This is a genomic window from Variovorax sp. PBL-H6 (assembly GCF_901827155.1).
Taxonomy (GTDB): domain Bacteria; phylum Pseudomonadota; class Gammaproteobacteria; order Burkholderiales; family Burkholderiaceae_C; genus Variovorax.
Map to the genome: position 1 here is coordinate 4,161,562 of NZ_LR594659.1, position 18,918 is coordinate 4,180,479.

Consider the following 18,918-nt stretch of genomic DNA (forward strand, 5'->3'; position numbering starts at 1 on the left):
TACAATCCACTCACCGATTTTATGGAGCAGTTTGGGGTATGGCTATGAGCACGAACCCGCCCGCCCCGTCCCGCTTGCCGGGATCGAAGTAGCCCGCCTCTGCACTCGTTTGGACATAGCCCGCCCCCATGGAACACTCATCGAGCGCCGTTCTTCGCGGCATGCACGTCCTGCTTCTACTGGCTGAAGCGGGGCGCCCACTCTCGGTGACGCAGGTGGCGAACGCGCTGCAGTTGCCGACCAGCACGGCGCATCGCATCCTGAAGCTCTTGACCAGCGCGCAGTACGCAACCCAAGATGCGAACAGCCGCTATCGAACAGGGCCAGGTTTTCTGCGGCCTACCAGCACGCTGCTGTTGCTCGGCCGCTTTTACGAAGCAATCGAGCGCGTCCAGCAGCAGCTTGTGGAGCGCAGCGGCGAGTCTGCCTTCTATGCCGCGTACTTGTCGGAGTCCGGACGTCTGCGTTTCATCGCCTCACTGCAATCGCATCACGCGATTGGCTACGTGACTCGCACCGACCTCGACTATTCGCTGCTGCGGGGCGCTTCGGGTCGGGCGGTGGCTTCAGTCCTCCCCGAAACGATCGTGAAGGCCATCTACCTGCGCGAATGCACTGAAGATCAAGATCACACACGGCTGCCGGATTGGGCCAGCATGCTCAGTTCCCTGGCGTCCGTGCGCCGAAACGGCTATGCAGTGAGCGAAAGCCAGCGCGCTCAGGGGGCGCACGCGATCGCCGCGCCAGTCTTCGCCGCCGCATCGAACGTCGTCATCGGCAGCGTCGGTGTGTCGATGCCCGCTGCCCGCCGGCGACCGGAACTCACCGCGAAGCATATCGACCTGGTTCGACTCGCGGCCGCCGACCTGACAGCCGCGGCGGTTTCATCGTTCTCCGGCACTGATGTGGCGATGTGCAACTGATGGACCTCATTCTCCGAGAGCGCGGGGGGGCCGCTCCAGACAGTCCACGTCACCGCGGATTCGAGCTTGCCGGAGAAGATCGAGGCGCACCCAGGGCAGACGACAACTGCTGGGCATATTTCTTGGCTACGGCAGCCAATGGCTCAAGTCTGGCCATGTCGAAGCGCGGCTCGGGAATGACGAACCCCAATGCACCGTAGATCGAGTTGTTCTCGTCGAATACGGGAGCCAGCACGCTTACCGCTTCGGGGACGCGTTCTCCTCTCGTAAACCCATAACCCAGTTCGCGAATTGTGCTGAGGGCCTGCTTCAGGTCCTCGCGCTTCGGGGGTTCCTTGGGAGAAGACCACTTGGACTCCTCGGCCAGGGCCTGGTCCATCTTTTCCTCGGGCAAGTAAGCGAGCACCGTTCGACCGCTTGCGCCCCAGACTAGCGAAAGTGGCTTGTGCATATGCCAGCGAAAGCCCAAGGGGTGCGAAGACTCAACGCTTGCATCGAACATGATCGCGAGTTGCGACGGCAGGAACTGGGCGAAGTGGCAGGTCTCGTCGATTTCCGACACAGCCTCGACAAGGATCGCGTGGATCACCTTCGAGAGCGGCGTATTCGCCTTTACGAGGGAGCCGATGCGATACAACTCCGTGCCGATCCGATAGCCCCGACGCCCTCCCTCGTGGGCGATCAGGCCCTCGCGGGCCATGAGGTCGAGCAGGCGATACACAGTGGGAACCGGCAACGCTGCGGAAGTCGCAATGTCCTTCAGGGAAAAAGCGTCTCGTTGTTCCGCTGCCAGCCTCAGCAGCAACGCGATGCGCGCAACCGTCCCGGTGTCGCTTGTGGAGTGAGCTGCGCTTGGCGACTCCATCGATGTGCTTCTTCGCATGCGGGGATTATGCCGGCAGGTGCTGGCGTTCCGGGCGAAAACTCCAATGGTCTTGGTGAATCCGCAGCGCACTACGCGCATGCTGCCGCGATGACATCACTCGTCGTAGCCCGGAGAAATGCGGTCCAACAGCCGGATACATGCAGCCCAGTCCTTGCTGCCTGACTTCGCGGGGTCTATGCCCTCGTATTGGACGGCCGCGTACTCGCAGACCTCGGGCTCGATCGTCGTAACGGGCCTACCCCCCGCCAATGCGGCAACCTGTGCGCGACATGCCATCTCGAGGAAGTGATGGTCCACGAAGGTTTGAGGCACGCTGTGCCCGCACACGAGCGCGCCGTGGTTGCGCAAGATGGCGTACCTGTACTGACCCAGGTCCCTCAGCAGCGGTTCGCGTTGCTCGAGGTTGAATTCGAAGCCGCCGAATCTGTGATAGGCGATGCGCTTGTAGAACGCCATCGCGTGCTGGCTCAGCATCATCAGCCCTTCCTCCTGCGCGGATACCGCCGTGTTCGCCGTCGTGTGCGTGTGGAAGATCACGTTCACATCCGGCCGCGCCGCCAGGATACCTGCGTGGATCACGAAGGCGCCGCCACGGCTGGGTGGGCCTTCCTGGAATGGCTGCCCGTCGAAGTCGAACTTCTGCAGCGTCGAAGCCGTGACCTCGTCGAACATGAATGTCGTGGGCTTCACCAGATACTGGTTCGGCGCGTCCGGAACGCGCGCGGACAGGTGGTTGTACGTGAGGTCGTTCACCCCGAAGTGTGCGAGCAGCCGGTAGGCGGCCGAAAGTTGCACTCGGACGTTCCACTCGGCCGCGGAGACTCGCTGACGTGTCGTGTTCAGACTTTCGTTCATCATTTTCTTTTCAATAGGAGGAGGGTCGGTTCGCGCCCGATGCCGCGCACGGCAGCTGCGTCGGACTGGATCGTGGCCATGGACGCACCTTCCGCGTTACTCTTCGCCGCGTGACAGCGGCGGGTTGGCATAGCCTGTGGCGACGTGTGCGTCGATGAAGTAGGGTCGCCCCGCCGCGACGATTGCCAGTGCCCGACGCAGTTCTTCTTCAAGCGCTTCGGAACTCGCGACCGGTTCGCCGGCTTCGACACCCTGGGCGCGCGCGAGTGCACACAGGTCCACTGCGGGGTCGTCGATGCGCTGTCCGATCCATCGGTTCTTTGGCTCGCGTCCTCGCGCCTTCGCTACGGCTTCCTGATGGATCTCGTCGTTGAAGTTCGAACGGTTGTTCGAGACCAGGAAGAGTGCAGGAATACGGTAGTGGGCCGCGGTCCACAAGGCCGTCGCGCCCTGGATGAAATCGCCGTCGCCCAGCACGCCAATGACGATGCGTCCGCTATCCCGCAAGGCCAGCGCCGCACCGACGGTCAGTCCAGGGCCAGCCGCAAGTCCGCCGCCACCGTCATGCCCGAGGAAATCGAGCGGGTCCTGGAAGTGGTACACGTCGCCAGCCCAGCCGATCGTGACATGGGCCAGCGTGAACTTCTGGTTGCCACGCACCTTGGCGAGCGCCACTTCGACGTCGCGCGGCTGCAACTCGTTCTGCGCGCCTTCGCTGTACTCGGCGGGCTTGTGCTGGTTGAAGCTGCTGCCGTTCCAACGTTGGCCGGGGCGGATGAGTTGCTGGAGGTACGCGAGCAACTGCGACACGAACGTGTCTCCATCTGCCAGGATCGGCACGTCGACCGGTGGCACGCTGAAGTGATCCATGCTCCAGCCGTTCTGCATGTAGTTCTCGAGCGATACATGAACCACCTGCGACTTGCAGGTCGTGGTGTCGCGCGAGATTTGCTGCAGCGTCCCGTTCAGCTCCGGCCATTCGAGGCTCACGAGCACGTCGGCACTTGCGACCACGGACTTCACATGCGGCGACATCCACTGGATGGGCGCAGATGCATTGAGCGGATGGTCAGTCGGGAAGATCGCACGTTCGCGCACGGATGTGAGTACGCGCGCGCCGACCAGTTCGGCCAGCTGCACGCGTTTGCCCCAGGCATCCTGCGTGCGATTGCCTCGACCGAACAACAGCACGGGCTGGCGGCTTTCGAGCAACAGCGCGGCAACGCGCTCGACCTGAGCCTGGCTTGCGGCAGGCGGAGGCGGCGCCGCAAATCGCGTGAGCTCGGGGATACGCACCGGCTTCGCGAGCTTCTCCTCCTGAAGCCCGGCATCCAGGCACATGTACGTGGGCCCGTGCGGCAATGTCATGCTCGTCTGCCCGGCGCGGATCATTCCTTCCACGATGGAATCCGCGGAGCGGGGCTCGTCGTCCCATTTCGTGAAGTGCCGCAGCAGCGCGCCCTGGTCCTTCGTCGTGTGGATCCAGTCGATCCAGGGGCGACGTTTCTCCACTGCGACAGGGCCCGTGGCACCGAGCACCAACATGGGCACTCGGTCGCACCAAGCATTGAAGATGCCCATGAGCCCGTGCATCAATCCGACGTTGCTGTGCAGGGCGCAGGCCATCATCCTGTCAGTCGCCTTGGCGTAACCATGCGCGATCGAGACTGCGTGATCTTCATTGAGGCACAGCAGCATCTGCGGCTTGCGGTTGCCCAGATAGTTCACGAGACTATCATGCAGCCCCCTGTAACTTGCTCCCGGGTTCAGGGCGATGTACTCGATGCCCAGCCTCCTGAGCATCTCCGCGGCCACGTCGCTCGCAAACGCCAGTGGTGGCCGACTTCCTTCCGGGACTTCAATTGAATCGTGGTTCACGGACAGCGCACCCACTCAAAGGCCGATCGTGAACGGATCACGCGACTTGCCGCTCGTCTCGATCCACACTGTCTTCGTTTCCTGGTATTCGGCGAGTCCCTCCGGACCGTTTTCGCGGCCGATGCCACTTTGCCCATAGCCGCCGAAGGGAGCGTATGGGGCCAGCGTGCGGTACGAATTGATCCACACCGAGCCCGCGCGGATGAGACCGGATACACGATGCGCCCTTTGCACGTTCAGCGTCCAGACGCCCGCTGCGAGTCCATAGCGCGTGTCGTTCGCGAGCTTCACTGCCTCTTCTTCGGTCTCGAACTCGACGACGGCCAGCACAGGGCCAAATACTTCGTCTTGGAAGATGCTCATGGCAGGCGTGATGTCGTCGAGTATCGTCGGCTCTATGAAGTACCCACCGATCTCTGCGCCCCGCCCACCGCAGACTACGCGTGCGCCCTCTTCGCGGGCCGTCTTCACCATCGACAGCACCTTGTCGAACTGCGGCTTGGTGGCGGCCGGGCCCATCTCCGTTTCCGACAGCATGGGATCGCCAAGCTTGATCGTCTTGACTCGCTCGAGGATGCGGTCGATCAATGCCCGTTTGACACCCTTTTGCACGATCAAGCGCGAGCCCGCCATGCAAGACTGGCCGGTGGCCGCGAAGATGCCGGAAATGATGCCGTTGGCGGTGACGGCCAGGTCACAGTCATCGAACACCACCTGCGCCGACTTTCCTCCCAGCTCGAGACCGACCCGGGTCAGGTTCTTGGCGGCGGCCTGCGCGATCATCTTGCCAACGCCGTCCGACCCCGTGAACGCGACCTTGTCGATGCGGGGATCGGAAGACAGCAGCTTGCCCACTTCAGGGCCACCGGAGAGCACGTTGAACACGCCCTTGGGAAAGCCAGCCTCTTCGACGAGTGCGGCGAACGCCAAGCTCGACACCGGCGTGTGCTCCGACGGCTTGACGATAAAGGTGCACCCGGCTGCGAGGGCCGGGGCAAGTTTCCAGTTCATGAGAAACGCAGGCGAGTTCCACGGAGTGATCGCCGCCACCACGCCCATCGGTTCCTTCCGCGTCATCGCGATGAAATTGGGCTTGTCGCTCGGCAGGACGCGGCCCTGCCCGGAAACTGCGAGACCCGCATAGTAGTGAAACCACTCGGGCATGTAGCGCCACTGCGCCAGCATCTCACGATAGAGCTTTCCGTTGTCGGTCGACTCGATGCGGGCGAGATCTTCGGCATTCTTTGCAATGAGGTCTGCCAGCCGCCGCATGAGGCGCGCCCGGTGTTGGGGGGTCGTCTCACGCCACTCGCCTTCATCGAACGCACGTCTTGCCGCCAGCACTGCGGTTTCGACATCCAGCTGCGTCGCATTGGGAACCCTTGCCCACACCTGGCCTGAATAGGGGTTGGAGCTTTCCAGGGTGCCGCCATCTGACGCGTCGACCCAGTGCCCATCGATGAACATCTTCATCGTCCGAATTTCGCCAGTCTTTTCAAGATTCATGATTTGTTCCTTCGCGACGCGCATTACCGGCCGCTCGATTGCTTAATTGGTTGCGGATGGGAGGAATCAAGCCGGCTCGATGCCAATACGCTTGAAGAGTGCTTTTGCCTGCGCACGCTCGCGGGTCATCCGCTCACCGGCTTCCTTGCCCGTGAGGACGAGAGGCACGTTGTGCCTCTCTTCTACCGAGGTGATGTATTCCTTCGAATTGAGCACGGCCCGAAGATCCGCACTTACCTTTTCCCTTAAGTCCGCAGGCATCGTTCCGGGTGCCATGAAGCAGTACCAGGCGACCCCTTCCATCGTCGGATACCCAAGTTCAAGCGTCGTAGGCACGTTCGGCAAGAATGGAAAACGCGTCTTCGAGACAGCGGCGAGCGGCTTGATGCGCCCCGCTTGAAGCAGTGCCAACGCGCTTGAAGGTGTAGCGACCATGAGGGCGACGCGACCCGCCGCCACGTCTTGCAACGCCGGCAAGGTGCCGCTGTATGCGACCTGGTTCAGCTTCAGGCCCAGCTGCTCCTGCCAACGCTCCCAGGCCAGATGATGCGGGCCCCCGACACCGTTGGTCGCGTAGTCCACCGAACCCGGATCGGACTTCGCACGTGCGAAGAGTTGCTGAAGCGATGGTGAATCAGGTGGGCCGAAGATGATGTAGGGAGAGGCGCCGACGGAGCCCAGTGGCACGATGTCCGTCACCGGGTCATAAGACAACTTGGCCTTCAACAAGGGCGCGGAAATTAGAGCGCCATCGTCGGCAATGAGAAACGAGTGCCCATCGCCCGGCGACTTCGCGAGGTTGTCGATGCCTATGGCACCCGAGGCGCCAGCTCTGTTCTCCACGATAACCGTCTGCTTCCACATGGCCCCCAGTTGCTTGGCGATCTGCCTGGCCATGAGGTCGGGCACGCCCCCAGGCGTGTAGGGCACGATGATTCGCACGCTCTTGGTGGGTTGGAATTGCTGCGCCAAGGCCGACCTCATCAGCGAGGGACTGGCGATCGCGACTGCAAGGGCGCCAACGGCGCTGCGACGGGTGAGAGGCATTGTGTTGCTCCTGGGTATGTAAGTCATGAATCGAGCGAGACCAAGACGTTTCCGTTCTCGATCCTTATTGGGAAGACGCGGATGGCCTTGATGCACGGCAGCGCGACGGGCACGCCGGTGCGGATGTCGAAACTGCCGTGGTGCAGGGGACATTCGATCTCGTGGCCGTCCAGTTCGCCGTCAGAAAGAGATGTGCTGCCGTGCGAGCAGCGGTCTTCGCTGGCAAAGTATTCGCCGTCGACACGGTACACGGCGACTTCCTCGCCACGGACGGAACACCAGCGCGCCTGGCCATCCTGCAAATCGGACGCAGCGCATGCAATCTCGAACATGGTCAAAACCCTCTCACTAAAAGCGGTCAAAGTGCAGCCGATCCGGCGGCAAGGCATTCCCCACCAGCATCTCTTCCAGCGCGGACATCAGCACCGGCGCACCTGCGGCGTAGTAGCGGAATCGGGGCAACTCGGCTCCGAGCCGGCGTTTCAGAAGCTCGGGCAGGAGGCAACGTTCACCGGTCCAGTGCGCGTCCTCGGTCGGGTGAGGCGACGAAATCGCCGCATGTACGCCAAGGCGGGTGCCGAACCCGGCAAGTGCCTCGATTTCGCGAATGCATGCCATGTCCTGCGGACGGCGGCCACCGTAGAAAAACTCCACCGAGCGGCCCGCGGCATCTGCGGCGCGTGCGATCGATAGCATCGGGGCGAGCCCCGAGCCCCCGGCAACGCAGACAAGATCCTCCGCCCCAGCTTCCCTGAGGAACGCCATGCCATAGGGCCCGTCGAGTTCGAATGGGGTACCGATTCTCGAATCCACAACGGCTTCGCTGGATTCCCCGCCCGGTACGCGTCGCACGATGAATTCCCAGTCGCCTGAATTGTTCGGCAGGTTGGACATGGAATAGCAGCGTGCGGGAACAGCCGGTGCGCGCACGATTGCGTATTGCCCGGGAAGAAACTCCGCCGGCCCGTCCGAATGAAAAACAAGCATGCACATGTCGTGCGTCACCCAGCGCTTGGCACTCAGGACTGCGCTGAACTTCTGCGGCCTGGGCCCGGCAAGCACTTTCTCGTCCGGCATCACACGAATCACGAGGTCGGAGGTCGCACACGTCTGGCAACCGAGGTACCGCCCCTTGCGGCGGTCTCGGTCCGTCCATGCGGGCGCCTCCGACCAGGCGACGTCCACGGTGCCGCTCAGCAGTTCGAAACGGCAGCAACCGCAGCTTCCCGAGTTGCATTCGTAGGGAAAGGCAACCCCGGCGCGCAGGGCGGCCCGCATCACACGGTCCCCTACTGGCTGCCGGAAGCTCGGCCCGCCGTCGATTTCGACGCTCACGGATTTCATCAGAAGCAATACACGTCGACGACGGCAGGGAAGTAGTCATTCTTCACGATGATCTTCTTCCTGCTGATCTTCCAGACGCCTTCGTTGCGCAAGGCATATTCACTGGCGCCGAAGAAAGTGAATTGCTCCTTATGCCTCGGGTCGAACACGTGCGTGACCCAGGTTGCGCGTAGCACCAGATGGGACTCCGTGGCGTCGCCGATTGGCGCCACGGAGCCCAGGATGTGAGCGGTGCGACGCATTGGCGACGATGCGGGCGATTTTCCGGAGCGAATCCGCACGATCCGGTCTTCGAGGCCAGCCCTCGACGCGTAGTAGATGTGAGACAGCTGCGATTGCGGATCGTTTGTCAGCTCGTCCTCGGTCCGCCACGTCGGCGCCCAGTACTCGCAATCGGTCGTGAACAGTGCGAGCCAGTCGTCCCAGCGTTGGTCATCCAGGAACATGCCTTCGTTCTGCAGCACCTGCACGGCTTCTTCGTTGAGAGGTGTCACGCCCGCTCCTCCTTCGATTGGCGGCTGGCCAAAGCCGGTCGCATCAACTTGACCCACTGGCGGTAGGTCGGGTGGAAGCACGTCTCGTTCTGGATGGCCCAGGGCCCCTCCACGCTGGACAGGGGATTGGCGCGTAGCGCCTTCGCGGATTCGCTCGGGCCGGCGATCGTCGCGCCCATGCCGCGCTGATAACCCTGCATCCAGCCTCCCCGGCCGGAGGCGAAGCCGATCTGGCAGTCCTCGTACACAGTGGTGTCATCCGGCGTTGCGAAGCCGCTGACGTTGAAGAAGTCTTCAAACTGACGCAGGCGGAAAGCGCGCACTTCCGGCTCTTCGCCGATGGGCGCCATGCAGAACACGCGCATTTCCGTCTTGTTGTGAGCGATCGGGCGAAATGTGCGCAGCAGTAGCGATGTTGCATCAGCGATCTGCATGTTCGGGAACACGGTGATGTTGCGCAGCTTCAGCATCCATTGCGCCGGCATCTCGCCAAGACGGCTGCGCACTTCGTCCAAGCGCGAGTACACGGGCCGGCGTTCCGGCTGCGGCTGATCCAACCACACCATCGTGTGGCCGTTCTCGAAGCCGAACATGCCTCCGGTCTGGGTCAGCCTCTTGGACCAATCGAACATCTTCGCTTCCACGTTGCCCGCGTTCTCGTTCTCGCGACGCTGAACGACTTCCATGAAGCTCGGGTGTGTGGACGTGAGATGGTAGAAGTCGGTCCCGTTGTCCATCTGGAGCTTCCAGTTGGCATTGAACGTGTACGTGATACGGCCAGCCACGAACTCCATTCCCTGCGGGCTCTGTTCCATTGCGAAGTCCAGGAACGTTCGCAGCTCCCCCAAGTGCTCCGACAGGGGACCCACGTCGGGCGACAGGCATCCGAAGATGAGTCCCTTGTAGGTTTCCATTCGTGCGACCGGGATCAGGTTGTGGTCTTGGCTCCCGAAGCGCGGGGGATAGCAGCCTCCCTCGGCATCCTTGATATCGATCGACTTCCCGTTGGTTCCGTAAGCCCAGCCGTGGTAGTTGCAAACGACGAATTTCGTGTTGCCGCTTTCCTTGCGGCACAGCACCGCACCCTTGTGTCTGCAGATATTCAGAAAGGCGCCGATGCGGCCTTTGCCGTCCCGCATCACCAGGACCGGGGTCGTTCCGATAGAGGTCGTCAGGTAGTCGTTGGGCTTGGGCAGCTGGCTCTCGAGCGCGAGAAAACACCAGGTCTTCCCGAAGATCTCCTTCTGCTCCAACTCGAAGATCGCGGGATCCGAGAAGATGTCCGAGTGGACCTGGAACACGCCGTCTTCCGGACGGTCGTCGACGTATGCCTCAACTGGCTTCAATGCATTCATATTGGTACTCTGTAAATTTGATCAGCCGTTCGTGTGCTGGTCCGCACGGATGTCGGACATCGCCCCGCTCAGCAGGCTTGCCGCGAGTTCGGCATGGGTCTGATGGTCCGGAGCACCCGCAGCGCGCAAATAGCGCTTGACGGTCTTGAGGGCAACCGGGTGCCGCGCGACGAGATGCTCGACGATCGCGTCCACGCGGGCGCCAAGGTTCTGCGCGTCCACCACCTCGCCGGCCAGACCCACCGCAACGGCAGCGCGTCCGTCGATCGTTGCTCCGCCGAGCACGAGGCTTGCCGCTGCCTTGAGATGCACGCTCGGCAAGACCGCAGACAGCGCCAAGGTGGGCGGGAGGTCCTTGTGCATCTCCGGAAGCGAGAATTTCGCGGTCGCGGCCACCACCGCGAGGTCGCACGCCGCGACCAGGGCGCACCCCAAGCCGTGCGCGTCGCCTTGCACTTGCGCGACGGACACGACATCCGCACTGTGCAGAGCTCGATAGAGATCGAGAATCGGATCCACCAACCCACGGCGCGTCGATTCAGGGTTTTGTCCACGCGGGGCGGCTCCGGGTTCGACCGCTCGGCCTACGCAGAAGGTTTCACCTTCGGCGCAGAGCCTCAGGACTTTCACGTCGGGTGTTGCCCGCGCGAGATCGCCAATCCATTGGCTCGCTGCCACGATGTCATCGAGCCGGAGCGCATTCCCGGTCTCCGGGCGGCACAAAGTCATGCGCGCCTCGCCTGAGGAGATTTCGAAGCGGATTCCGCTGGTCATGATTGCCCTCCTGCGCGCCTTCCGGCGTACGCTTGCGCGTCGCGCAGCTGGCTCCACACCTGCTCGGGAACGAGCGGCGAATGCGTGAACGTGACGCCGTATTCCTGGAGGGCGTTCTCCATCGCGCTGATGATCGCGGCGGCTGCCGGGATCGTCCCGCCCTCGCCGGCGCCTTTGACACCCAACGGGTTCAGCGGCGAGGGCGTTTCCAGGTGAATCGCGTGCACGCGTGGCACGTCCGTCGCCATCGGAAGCAGGTACTCGCCGAAATTGGTCGTGATCGGCTGGCCCTGCTCGTCGTATTGCATCCATTCCAAGGTAGCGTTGCCGATACCGTGGGCGACTGCGCCCTGGATCTGGCCGTCCACGATCATGGGATTGATCAGGTTTCCGCAGTCATGCGCCATGACATAGTTGAGGATCCGGATCTGACCGATGTCGACGTCCACTTCCAACTCGACAACCGCCGTACCGTTGCAAAATGTGCTTTGGGTAGGCGAGAAATACTGCGTGTCCTCCAGCCCCGCCTTCATTCCTTCAGGCAGCGAGAAGCCGGGCATGCCCTGCGAGAAGCGCGCAAGCTCCGCCAAGACCATGCTCTTCGCCGGATCGCCGATGTGCGTGACGCGCGAGTTGCTCAGCTGGAGCAGCTCGGCGTCGCACGACATGAGGAAGGCAGCGAGCTTCAGGATTTGGACGCGAACGTTCTGCGAAGCCAGGTAGACGGAGTTGCCCGCCGTCACTGTGATGCGGCTCGCAAACGTGCCGATGCCCATCGAGACCGCGCTGGTGTCCGCTGTGACCACATCGATCAGGTCGAGAGGCACATTGAGCTGATCTGCACATATCTGTGCAAAGGTCGTCTTGTGGCCTTGGCCCTGCGGCGATGCGCCGGTGAGCACAGAGATTCGGCCGTTCTGCTGGACGCGAACGGTGGCTCCTTCGAATGGCCCGAGGCCGGTGCCTTCGACATAGTTGGCCACGCCGATGCCGATGAACCGTCCTTCGGCGCGTGCCGTTCGCTGGCGCACGGAGAAACCCGCGTAGTCCGCATGCTCCAGTGCGGCCGCCTGCGTCTTCGGATAGTCCCCGCTGTCGTACCGCATCGGCTTGCCGTCGCGGTAGATGAATCCCACCTCGTAGGGCATCTGCCGGGGCTGGATGAAATTGCGTTTCCTCAACTCCGTCCGATCGATGCCGAGACGGTGCGCACCGCGGTCGAGGATGCGCTCCATGGCGAAGACCGCCTGGGGCCGGCCCGCTCCGCGCACCGGGCTCGTCGGCCCCTTGTTGGTGAACACCACCCGGAGGTCCACGGACATCGCCGGGATGACGTAGGGGCCGGGCGTGGTCGTCACCGAGATCCAGGGCATGATGATTCCCCATGGCAACCACGCGCCGTTGTCGTGCACCATCTCGAGCCGCACGCCGCGTATGCGGCCATCGGTCTCGAATGCGACTTCGATGGTCCACCATTGGTCGCGCTCCTGCGTCGCGGTGAGGAAGTGCTCCCGTCGGTCTTCAATCCACTTCACCGGGCGCCCGAGAGCACAGGCGGCGACGCACACCATCGCCTCCTCGGGATAGAACATCGCCTTTGGCCCGAAGCCGCCGCCGACGTCAAGCATGATCACGCGCAGCTTCTCGGGGTCCCACGCCAGCAGCTCGATCAGGCTTTTCTTTTCAAGGTGCGGAGCCTGTCCGGACGACCACACCGTGAGCTCACCTGTCGAGGGGTGGAGCTCGGCAAGGTAGCCGCGCGTCTCCATCGGGTGTGCGGAGCCGCGGTTCTGCCAGTATGTTTCCTTCACGCGAACGCAAGGTCTCTCGAATGCGGCTGCCACGTCGCCGAAACCCATCGTTGCGTGAGCGGCCAGGTTATCCGGCGCACCCAGGTGTGCCGGCGCTGAACCTTGCTTCAAGGATTCGAGGGCGTTCGATGCCACCGGCAACTCCTCGTACTCGACGACGATGCGATCACAGGCGTCCTCGGCGAGGTATCGGTTCTGCGCCACGACGAAAGCCACGGGATCGCCGACCGCGCACACTTCCCCGCGGGCGAGTACACGCTGCGCTCTCAACTGCCGGATCGCGGGGTTCGGCACGAGAATGGGCATTGGCTCTCGGGCCGCTGGCGGAAGGTCGGCCTCGGTCCAGACCATGAATACACCCTCCATTGCACTTGCCTGGCTCGTGTCGATGGCGACGATGCGTGCATGCGCGTGCGGGCTCCTCAGCACCGCCATGTGCAGAACGCCGGGGATCTTCAGGTCGTCGACGAACGAGCCCTTGCCCTGGAGGAGCTTGCTGTCCTCGGTGCGTCGCACAGGGCGCCCGATGTAGGCGTGTTCGGCAATCCTTTTCGCCTCTGGATGGTTCATTTCGTCTCCTCGCGCGGGACGGCGATGCCGCTTTCCCTGTAGCGTTTCGCCGCCAGGAGCGCTGCTTCCACGATCGGTTGGTAACCCGTGCAGCGACACAGGTTTCCGGTCAGCGCGTCCCTTACCTCCGCTTCGGTCGGGTCGGCGTTGTCGCGGATCAACTCGGTGAGCGTGGCCAGCATTCCCGGCGTGCAGAAACCGCACTGCAATGCATGGCATTCGTGGAACGCCCGCTGCAGGATGGACAGGGTGCCGTCCGCGTTGGAGAGGCCTTCGACGGTGGTGATGGCGTGGCCATCCGCCTGCACCGCAAGAGTCAGGCAGGCTCGGGTCGTGCGGCCGTCGAACAGGATGGTGCACGCGCCGCACACACCGTGTTCACAGCCGTAGTGCGTTCCGGTGAGGCCCACGTCGTGACGAAGCAGGTCGCCCAGGGTGCGCCGCCCTTCCGTGCGCAGCTCGCAAGCCTTGCCGTTGATCTGGCAGTGGATCGTATGGATGCTCATGAGACTGATGCTCCATGCGTCATGCGGTTGAAAGCCGTGCGGATTGCTCTTGCGGCAAGCACGCCCGCAAGATGCTGGCGATAGTCCGAGGACACATGCGCGTCCGCCATGGCTTCGATGGCACTCGCAGCGGATGCAGCTTGCTCGACCAACACCTCATCGGCGGCTTGCCCCACCGCGGCCGTTTCGAAGTCGCGCAGTCGCACCGGCCCTTCCGCCAGGCCACAAAGCGCTACCGCAATCCGGGACACATTGCGCCGAGCGTCGCAAGTCGTAAGCGCAGCGACGCCGACGATCGCGTAGTCGCCCTGGCGCCGCGCGAATTCAGTGAATGACCAGCCGTGGCCCGGAGGCCACAGGTCGCAATCGATGCGCGTGAGCACTTCGTCGGCGTCGATGTTCGGGGTCATGTAGCCGAGCACCCAATCGTCGATGGAAACCGTGCGCATGCCATTCGGTCCCTGCACCTGCAGATTCGCTCCCTGCGCCGCTAGAAAACAGGGTTGCTCTGAAGCCGGGTCCAGATGACACAAGCTACCACCCAGTGTCCCCCGGTTGCGGATTTGCGGATGGCTGACGAACGAGTACGCCTCAGGGATGAGAGGCGCTGACCGACGTGCCAGCGGCGACCGCTGGATATCCCGTTGCCGCGCCAACGCGCCGATCTGTAGCGTTGCCCCAGACTGATGGATGCCCTGAAGTTCATCGACCGTGTTCAGATCGATGACGTGCTCTGGTTGCGCGAAGCGGAAGTTCATCATGGGCATGAGCGTTTGCCCTCCAGCCAGGAATTTCGCGTTCTCGAGCGTGGAGGCGAGATGAATCGCCTCCTTGACGGTGCGAGGGGCGTGATACTGGAAATCGCAGGGCTTCACGGCGCGGACCCATCGTTGGTGGTTCGAACCGCGCCCCGGCCCAACAGTCTGCGAATCCACGCTTTCAATGGAGCGACCATCGCCCGGACGAACAGCCCCCCCGCGTTCACGGATTGATGCGGTGGCGCCGCCAGAGCCGGGGGAGCAAGCTCACCAAGCGCAGGCTCGGCATGCTTCGGCAACGCTTGCCGCAGGTTGGTCGCGAACTGGTTGATCAGCTGGCGTGAGAGCGCCTCGATCATTCCGGCGCCGCGGCCGAATTGCGCAACGCTTCCAGACAGCTCGACGATCGACACCACGTGCGCGACAGTGCACCCGGCTTCGCTGGACAGATGAACGTCGACCGTTGCATTCGCCCCGCCCCGGCCTTTCTTGTCGGAGCCTTGTGCTTTCACGACGACGTGTTTCGTTTCTGCGTCGGCCTCGGCAATCTGAAAGCGGCCTTCGAAGATGAACGCCATCGGGCCAAGCTTCACGACGAAGTTCGCTTTCCACGAGCCGTCTTCGTTCTGCCCCAGCAGTTGGGTTCCCGGGAAACATGGCGCTGCCCTTTCCACGTCCGTGAGCAGGGCCCATGCCGCACCGATGGGTGCGGCCATCGAAAAGGAAGAGCGGATCGTCAATGACATGCCGGTCTCGCCAGCGTGCGGTTCAGTTGGCGCTCACATGGCGGCCTACTGAGATCGGTTCTGGGCGTCTTGTGGTTCATTTAATCTCTCTGAGTGAAAGTTCTTATCGCTGAATGAACTTTAGACGCGTAGAAGGCCCATGAATATCGGTGGCAACCCTTACTCACCTTGCTGTGCAGCGGTCCGTCCCGACGATGGGTCGTGTGATGGGGGTGGGCCCGCAGACCTGCGCCATACGCAACTGACAGTTCGGCTTGAGGCTTGACGTTGTGCGCTGCGGCGATCAGGCGCGCGACATCTGGTGGGCTGAGCACCCATCGGCAACGCGCGCGGCAACTCGACCGGCTGCATCTTGGCCATCAACGGAGGTGGCCCACGGGTGATGTCGAAGAAGAACCGCAGGCGGGTCAGCGTGGCGTTGAGCCTGCTAGGTCAAGTGCCCGTGTCGACCAGGTGGCGTTGAAAGTTGCGCAGGTCCACCACGTTTGCGGTGTCGGGCGGGCGCTGAAGAAACGCCGCGAGCTTGCGCACGGCGCGCGCTTGCCGCCGAAGCCGAAGTCAACCGCGCGCTTGACGTCGCTCGCGAGCCGCTCTTCGTTGTCGAGGTCTGTCGTCACGCCGTCGGTCGGCGGTGAGCGCCGAAAAGGCCCGGAGAATCACCAGCTTGAGCACGTTGCGTTCGGCGTGGCGGCGTGAATTGGAGGCGAAGCGCCCTCGAGCAGGGCACGCTTGCGCAAGTCTTTGAAGGGTCGGCGGAGCTGCCGCCCTGGGACGGTTCCGGTGCACCAGCGTCACGAAACGCCTGGCCACCACGTGTCAGATCAGCCTTGTCTCCCGCTCCCAATAGGGCGCACGCAGCTTCTTCTTGTCGATCTTCCCGAATGGCGTCGTCGGCAGTGCGTCCGCAAAGATGATTTGCTTCGGCGCGATCAACGATCCCTTGCGCTCCCGGACATAGGCGATCAAGTCAGCGGCCTCGGCTTCGGCCCCGTCCCGCAGCACGACAAACGCAGCGACGGCTTCACCCCACGTCGCATGGGGCACGCCGATCACGGCGGCAGAAGCGACTGCGACATGGGCGGCCAGAACGTCCTCGACCTCTCGCGGATAGACGTTCGAGCCTCCGGACACGATCATGTCCTTCTTCCGGTCCACGATCGACAGGCGGCCACGCAGATCCAGAAAACCAATGTCCCCCGTGTGCAACCATTCACCCGCCAGGGCCTCCTGGGTGGCTTCAGCCTGCTCCAGGTAGCCGTGCATCACCGACGGGCTTCGCACGCAGATCTCACCGATGTCGCCAGCGGCGACCGGCTCGTTGCTGTCGCCAAGAATCGCGATCTCGGCCGTCGCCATCGGGTAGCCGCACGCTGACAATGACGACGGGTCTTCGAGATCATGATCGCCGCGCCGCAGAACCGCGATGGGGGTGCATTCCGTCTGCGCATAGACTTGAGAGAAGACCGGGCCAATGCGTTGAATGGCTTGCCGCAGACGGTCCGGCGCAATGACGGATCCCGCGTAGACGACCAGCTCGAGACTGCCAAGGTCAAACGCCTCGAGTGGGGCCTCCAGAAGCTTGTAGATCATCGTGGGCACCATCAAGGTCGCACTGATGCGTTCGCGCTGGATGGTCTCCAGGACCTGCCCTGCGTCGAACTTCTTCATCAGATGGACGGTGCCTCCGCGCATCAGCGTCGGCGCGATCAACTGCCCTGTGACATGGCTGATCAGCGCGATCGCCAGGTACTGCACGCCGTCCGGCAACTCCAGTTCGCTGTTCATGGCAATGGCCATGAGCGCGACCTGACCCGCCTCTCGCACGATGGCCTTCTGGCGGCCGGTCGTGCCCCCGGTGAAGTTCAGCGTGCCGATGTCGGTGGCGCTGGCTCGCTCGATGGGTTCGGCGTGGTCGTGTGCGGCAATGAGCGACAGCAGGTCGGCACCGGGGCCTCCTTTTCCGACGCAGAAAACGGAAACGTCAGGAAGCGCCAGTGCGATTTCATGGGCCCGGGCTTCGAATGCGTCGCTGTCGATGATCAAGACCGACGCGCCCACGTCGGTGATCTGGGAGAGCTGGGAGTCCAGCGAACTGAGCGGATGCAGCCAGCTGGTGGCAGCGCCAAGCCCCTGGACCGCGACGGACGCACACCAGGTTTCGTACCGGTTCTCTGTCAGCAACGCGACGCGCGCGCCCCCGCGAACCCCCTGGGAACTCAGCACCGCCTGAACTTTCGCCATGAAGTCGATGACGTCTTGGTAGCGGACCGCCACTTCGCCCTGGCGAAAGGCGATGCGGTCCGGATACCTGCGCAGGGCACGCAGTACCAAGGAGAAGAAGGTGGGAGGTTGATGCAGCTTCATACGGCTGGAAATCTCGATCAGTTCTCAGTCCAGCCTGATCTTGCTGTGCGAGATCAGATCTGACCAAAGTGCCTGCTCGCGCTCCAGGTATCGCGCGAAGGAATCCCTCGAGCCGCCCACGGGTTCGAGCCCCAATGCCTCCAGACTGCGCTTGCGGAATGCGGCATCGGCCAGGATCTTGTTGACCGCGACATTGACGCGGTCCAGGACCGCGGAGGGCGTGCCTGCCGGGGCCGTCATACCGATCCAGTTCTCGCCGGAGAAGTCAAATTTCTGTTCGCTGATGGTCGGAACGCCAGGGAAGAAGTCGGAGCGCTTTTCGCCCATCACGGCGATAGCCCGCAGCTTGCCGGAATCGAGGTATTGCGCCACGGCGACGTGCGCCAGCATCGCGGACTGCACGTCACCCGCCAGCAGGGCCTGCATCAGGGGCGCCGATCCGTTATACGGCACGTGGGTCAGGTGGGATCCGAACACACGGTTGTATTCGGTCAGGAACACGTGCGACGTACTGCCTGTGCCGAAGGTCCCCCAGTTGACCTTGCCGGGACTTGCCTTGTCCAAGACGGCCAGTTCGGTGAGGTTCTTCGCGCCGACGCTGGAGGAGACGACGATCGCCGCCACCATGTTGGCCATGCGGACCACTGGAACCAGATCGGCCTTCGGGTTGTATGAAAGCTTCGAATACAGCTGTGGATTGAGCGACAGGATGTCGCCATTGCTGATGCAAAGCGTGTAACCGTCGGCCGGGGCCTTGGCGCACCGCGTCGTCCCGATGATCCCATTCGCTCCAGCCCTGTTGTCGATCACGACGGGCTGCCCGAGCTCCTTGCTCAGAGCCTCGGCCATGGGGCGGGCGAAGTTGTCCAGCACGCCACCAGGTGGATACGGAACGACCAGTTGCACCGGCCGCGACGGCCACGCTTGGGCGAACCCCGTTTGCAGCGTCAAGGTGAGTGCCGCAGCCATGGCGACTTTTGCGCCCAGTCTGAAATTCATTGTCGTCTCCAATTCTTGAAGGTTGTCAGCAGGCGCACGTGGCCTCCAGGCCCGCATAATCGCGAGGGGCCGGCCTCATGGCAATTCACGATTGGGAAAGAG

At 63.0% G+C, this 18,918-nt stretch carries 17 protein-coding genes; 1 reads left to right on the plus strand and 16 read right to left on the minus strand.

All coding sequences use genetic code 11. The annotated features are described in order from the left end of the window. Nucleotides 1-128 precede the first annotated feature (128 nt). On the plus strand, nt 129-923 hold the full coding sequence (locus tag G3W89_RS19720) for an IclR family transcriptional regulator (RefSeq protein ID WP_162575770.1): 795 nt from the start codon (nt 129-131) through the stop codon (nt 921-923). Between the two features lie 49 nt (nt 924-972). Here G3W89_RS19720 and G3W89_RS19725 read toward each other — a convergent pair whose 3' ends face one another. The 16 genes from G3W89_RS19725 to G3W89_RS19800 form a co-directional block, all read right to left on the minus strand. After that, a complete protein-coding gene (locus G3W89_RS19725) occupies nt 973-1,788 on the minus strand; it encodes an IclR family transcriptional regulator (RefSeq protein ID WP_162575771.1) in 816 nt (271 codons plus the stop codon). A 114-nt stretch (nt 1,789-1,902) separates the two neighbouring features. After that, nucleotides 1,903-2,667: a class II aldolase/adducin family protein gene (locus G3W89_RS19730; protein ID WP_162575772.1), complete on the minus strand. Its 765-nt coding sequence runs from the start codon at nt 2,665-2,667 to the stop codon at nt 1,903-1,905. Between the two features lie 93 nt (nt 2,668-2,760). Next, complete coding sequence (locus tag G3W89_RS19735; RefSeq protein ID WP_332107448.1) at nt 2,761-4,557, minus strand: thiamine pyrophosphate-binding protein; 1,797 nt, start codon at nt 4,555-4,557, stop codon at nt 2,761-2,763. Then, the gene (locus G3W89_RS19740; protein WP_162575774.1) at nt 4,558-6,048 is read right to left on the minus strand and encodes an aldehyde dehydrogenase; all 1,491 of its coding nucleotides are present in this window, start codon (nt 6,046-6,048) and stop codon (nt 4,558-4,560) included. A 66-nt stretch (nt 6,049-6,114) separates the two neighbouring features. After that, nucleotides 6,115-7,020, minus strand: coding sequence for a Bug family tripartite tricarboxylate transporter substrate binding protein (locus tag G3W89_RS19745; RefSeq protein WP_162575775.1), 906 nt, complete (start codon nt 7,018-7,020; stop codon nt 6,115-6,117). A gap of 98 nt (nt 7,021-7,118) precedes the next feature. Next, nucleotides 7,119-7,427: a non-heme iron oxygenase ferredoxin subunit gene (locus G3W89_RS19750; RefSeq protein WP_162577557.1), complete on the minus strand. Its 309-nt coding sequence runs from the start codon at nt 7,425-7,427 to the stop codon at nt 7,119-7,121. A gap of 16 nt (nt 7,428-7,443) precedes the next feature. Further along, nucleotides 7,444-8,430 carry a 2Fe-2S iron-sulfur cluster binding domain-containing protein gene (locus tag G3W89_RS19755; RefSeq protein ID WP_162575776.1) on the minus strand — a complete coding sequence of 329 codons (987 nt, stop codon included), beginning with the start codon at nt 8,428-8,430 and terminating at the stop codon, nt 7,444-7,446. A gap of 8 nt (nt 8,431-8,438) precedes the next feature. Beyond that, entirely contained in the window at nt 8,439-8,933 is a 495-nt protein-coding gene (locus G3W89_RS19760) for an aromatic-ring-hydroxylating dioxygenase subunit beta (RefSeq protein ID WP_162575777.1), read from the minus strand. Continuing rightward, nucleotides 8,930-10,288, minus strand: a complete 1,359-nt coding sequence (locus G3W89_RS19765) for an aromatic ring-hydroxylating oxygenase subunit alpha (RefSeq protein ID WP_162575778.1) — start codon at nt 10,286-10,288, stop codon at nt 8,930-8,932. Before G3W89_RS19765 ends, G3W89_RS19760 begins: the two co-directional genes overlap by 4 nt. A 21-nt stretch (nt 10,289-10,309) precedes the next feature. After that, nucleotides 10,310-11,062 (minus strand): enoyl-CoA hydratase/isomerase family protein, encoded by a 753-nt coding sequence (locus G3W89_RS19770; protein ID WP_162575779.1) that lies wholly within the window; start codon nt 11,060-11,062, stop codon nt 10,310-10,312. Then, on the minus strand, nt 11,059-13,443 hold the full coding sequence (locus G3W89_RS19775) for a xanthine dehydrogenase family protein molybdopterin-binding subunit (protein WP_162575780.1): 2,385 nt from the start codon (nt 13,441-13,443) through the stop codon (nt 11,059-11,061). The genes G3W89_RS19770 and G3W89_RS19775 overlap by 4 nt, the downstream gene beginning before the upstream one ends. Further along, entirely contained in the window at nt 13,440-13,949 is a 510-nt protein-coding gene (locus tag G3W89_RS19780; protein WP_162575781.1) for a (2Fe-2S)-binding protein, read from the minus strand. The genes G3W89_RS19775 and G3W89_RS19780 overlap by 4 nt, the downstream gene beginning before the upstream one ends. After that, complete coding sequence (locus G3W89_RS19785; RefSeq protein WP_162575782.1) at nt 13,946-14,824, minus strand: FAD binding domain-containing protein; 879 nt, start codon at nt 14,822-14,824, stop codon at nt 13,946-13,948. The genes G3W89_RS19780 and G3W89_RS19785 overlap by 4 nt, the downstream gene beginning before the upstream one ends. Further along, nucleotides 14,821-15,453 (minus strand): SRPBCC family protein, encoded by a 633-nt coding sequence (locus G3W89_RS19790; RefSeq protein ID WP_162575783.1) that lies wholly within the window; start codon nt 15,451-15,453, stop codon nt 14,821-14,823. The genes G3W89_RS19785 and G3W89_RS19790 overlap by 4 nt, the downstream gene beginning before the upstream one ends. 816 nt (nt 15,454-16,269) lie before the next feature. Beyond that, complete coding sequence (locus G3W89_RS19795; protein ID WP_162575784.1) at nt 16,270-17,817, minus strand: AMP-binding protein; 1,548 nt, start codon at nt 17,815-17,817, stop codon at nt 16,270-16,272. A gap of 24 nt (nt 17,818-17,841) precedes the next feature. Next, nucleotides 17,842-18,786, minus strand: coding sequence for a Bug family tripartite tricarboxylate transporter substrate binding protein (locus tag G3W89_RS19800; protein WP_162575785.1), 945 nt, complete (start codon nt 18,784-18,786; stop codon nt 17,842-17,844). Nucleotides 18,787-18,918 lie beyond the last annotated feature (132 nt).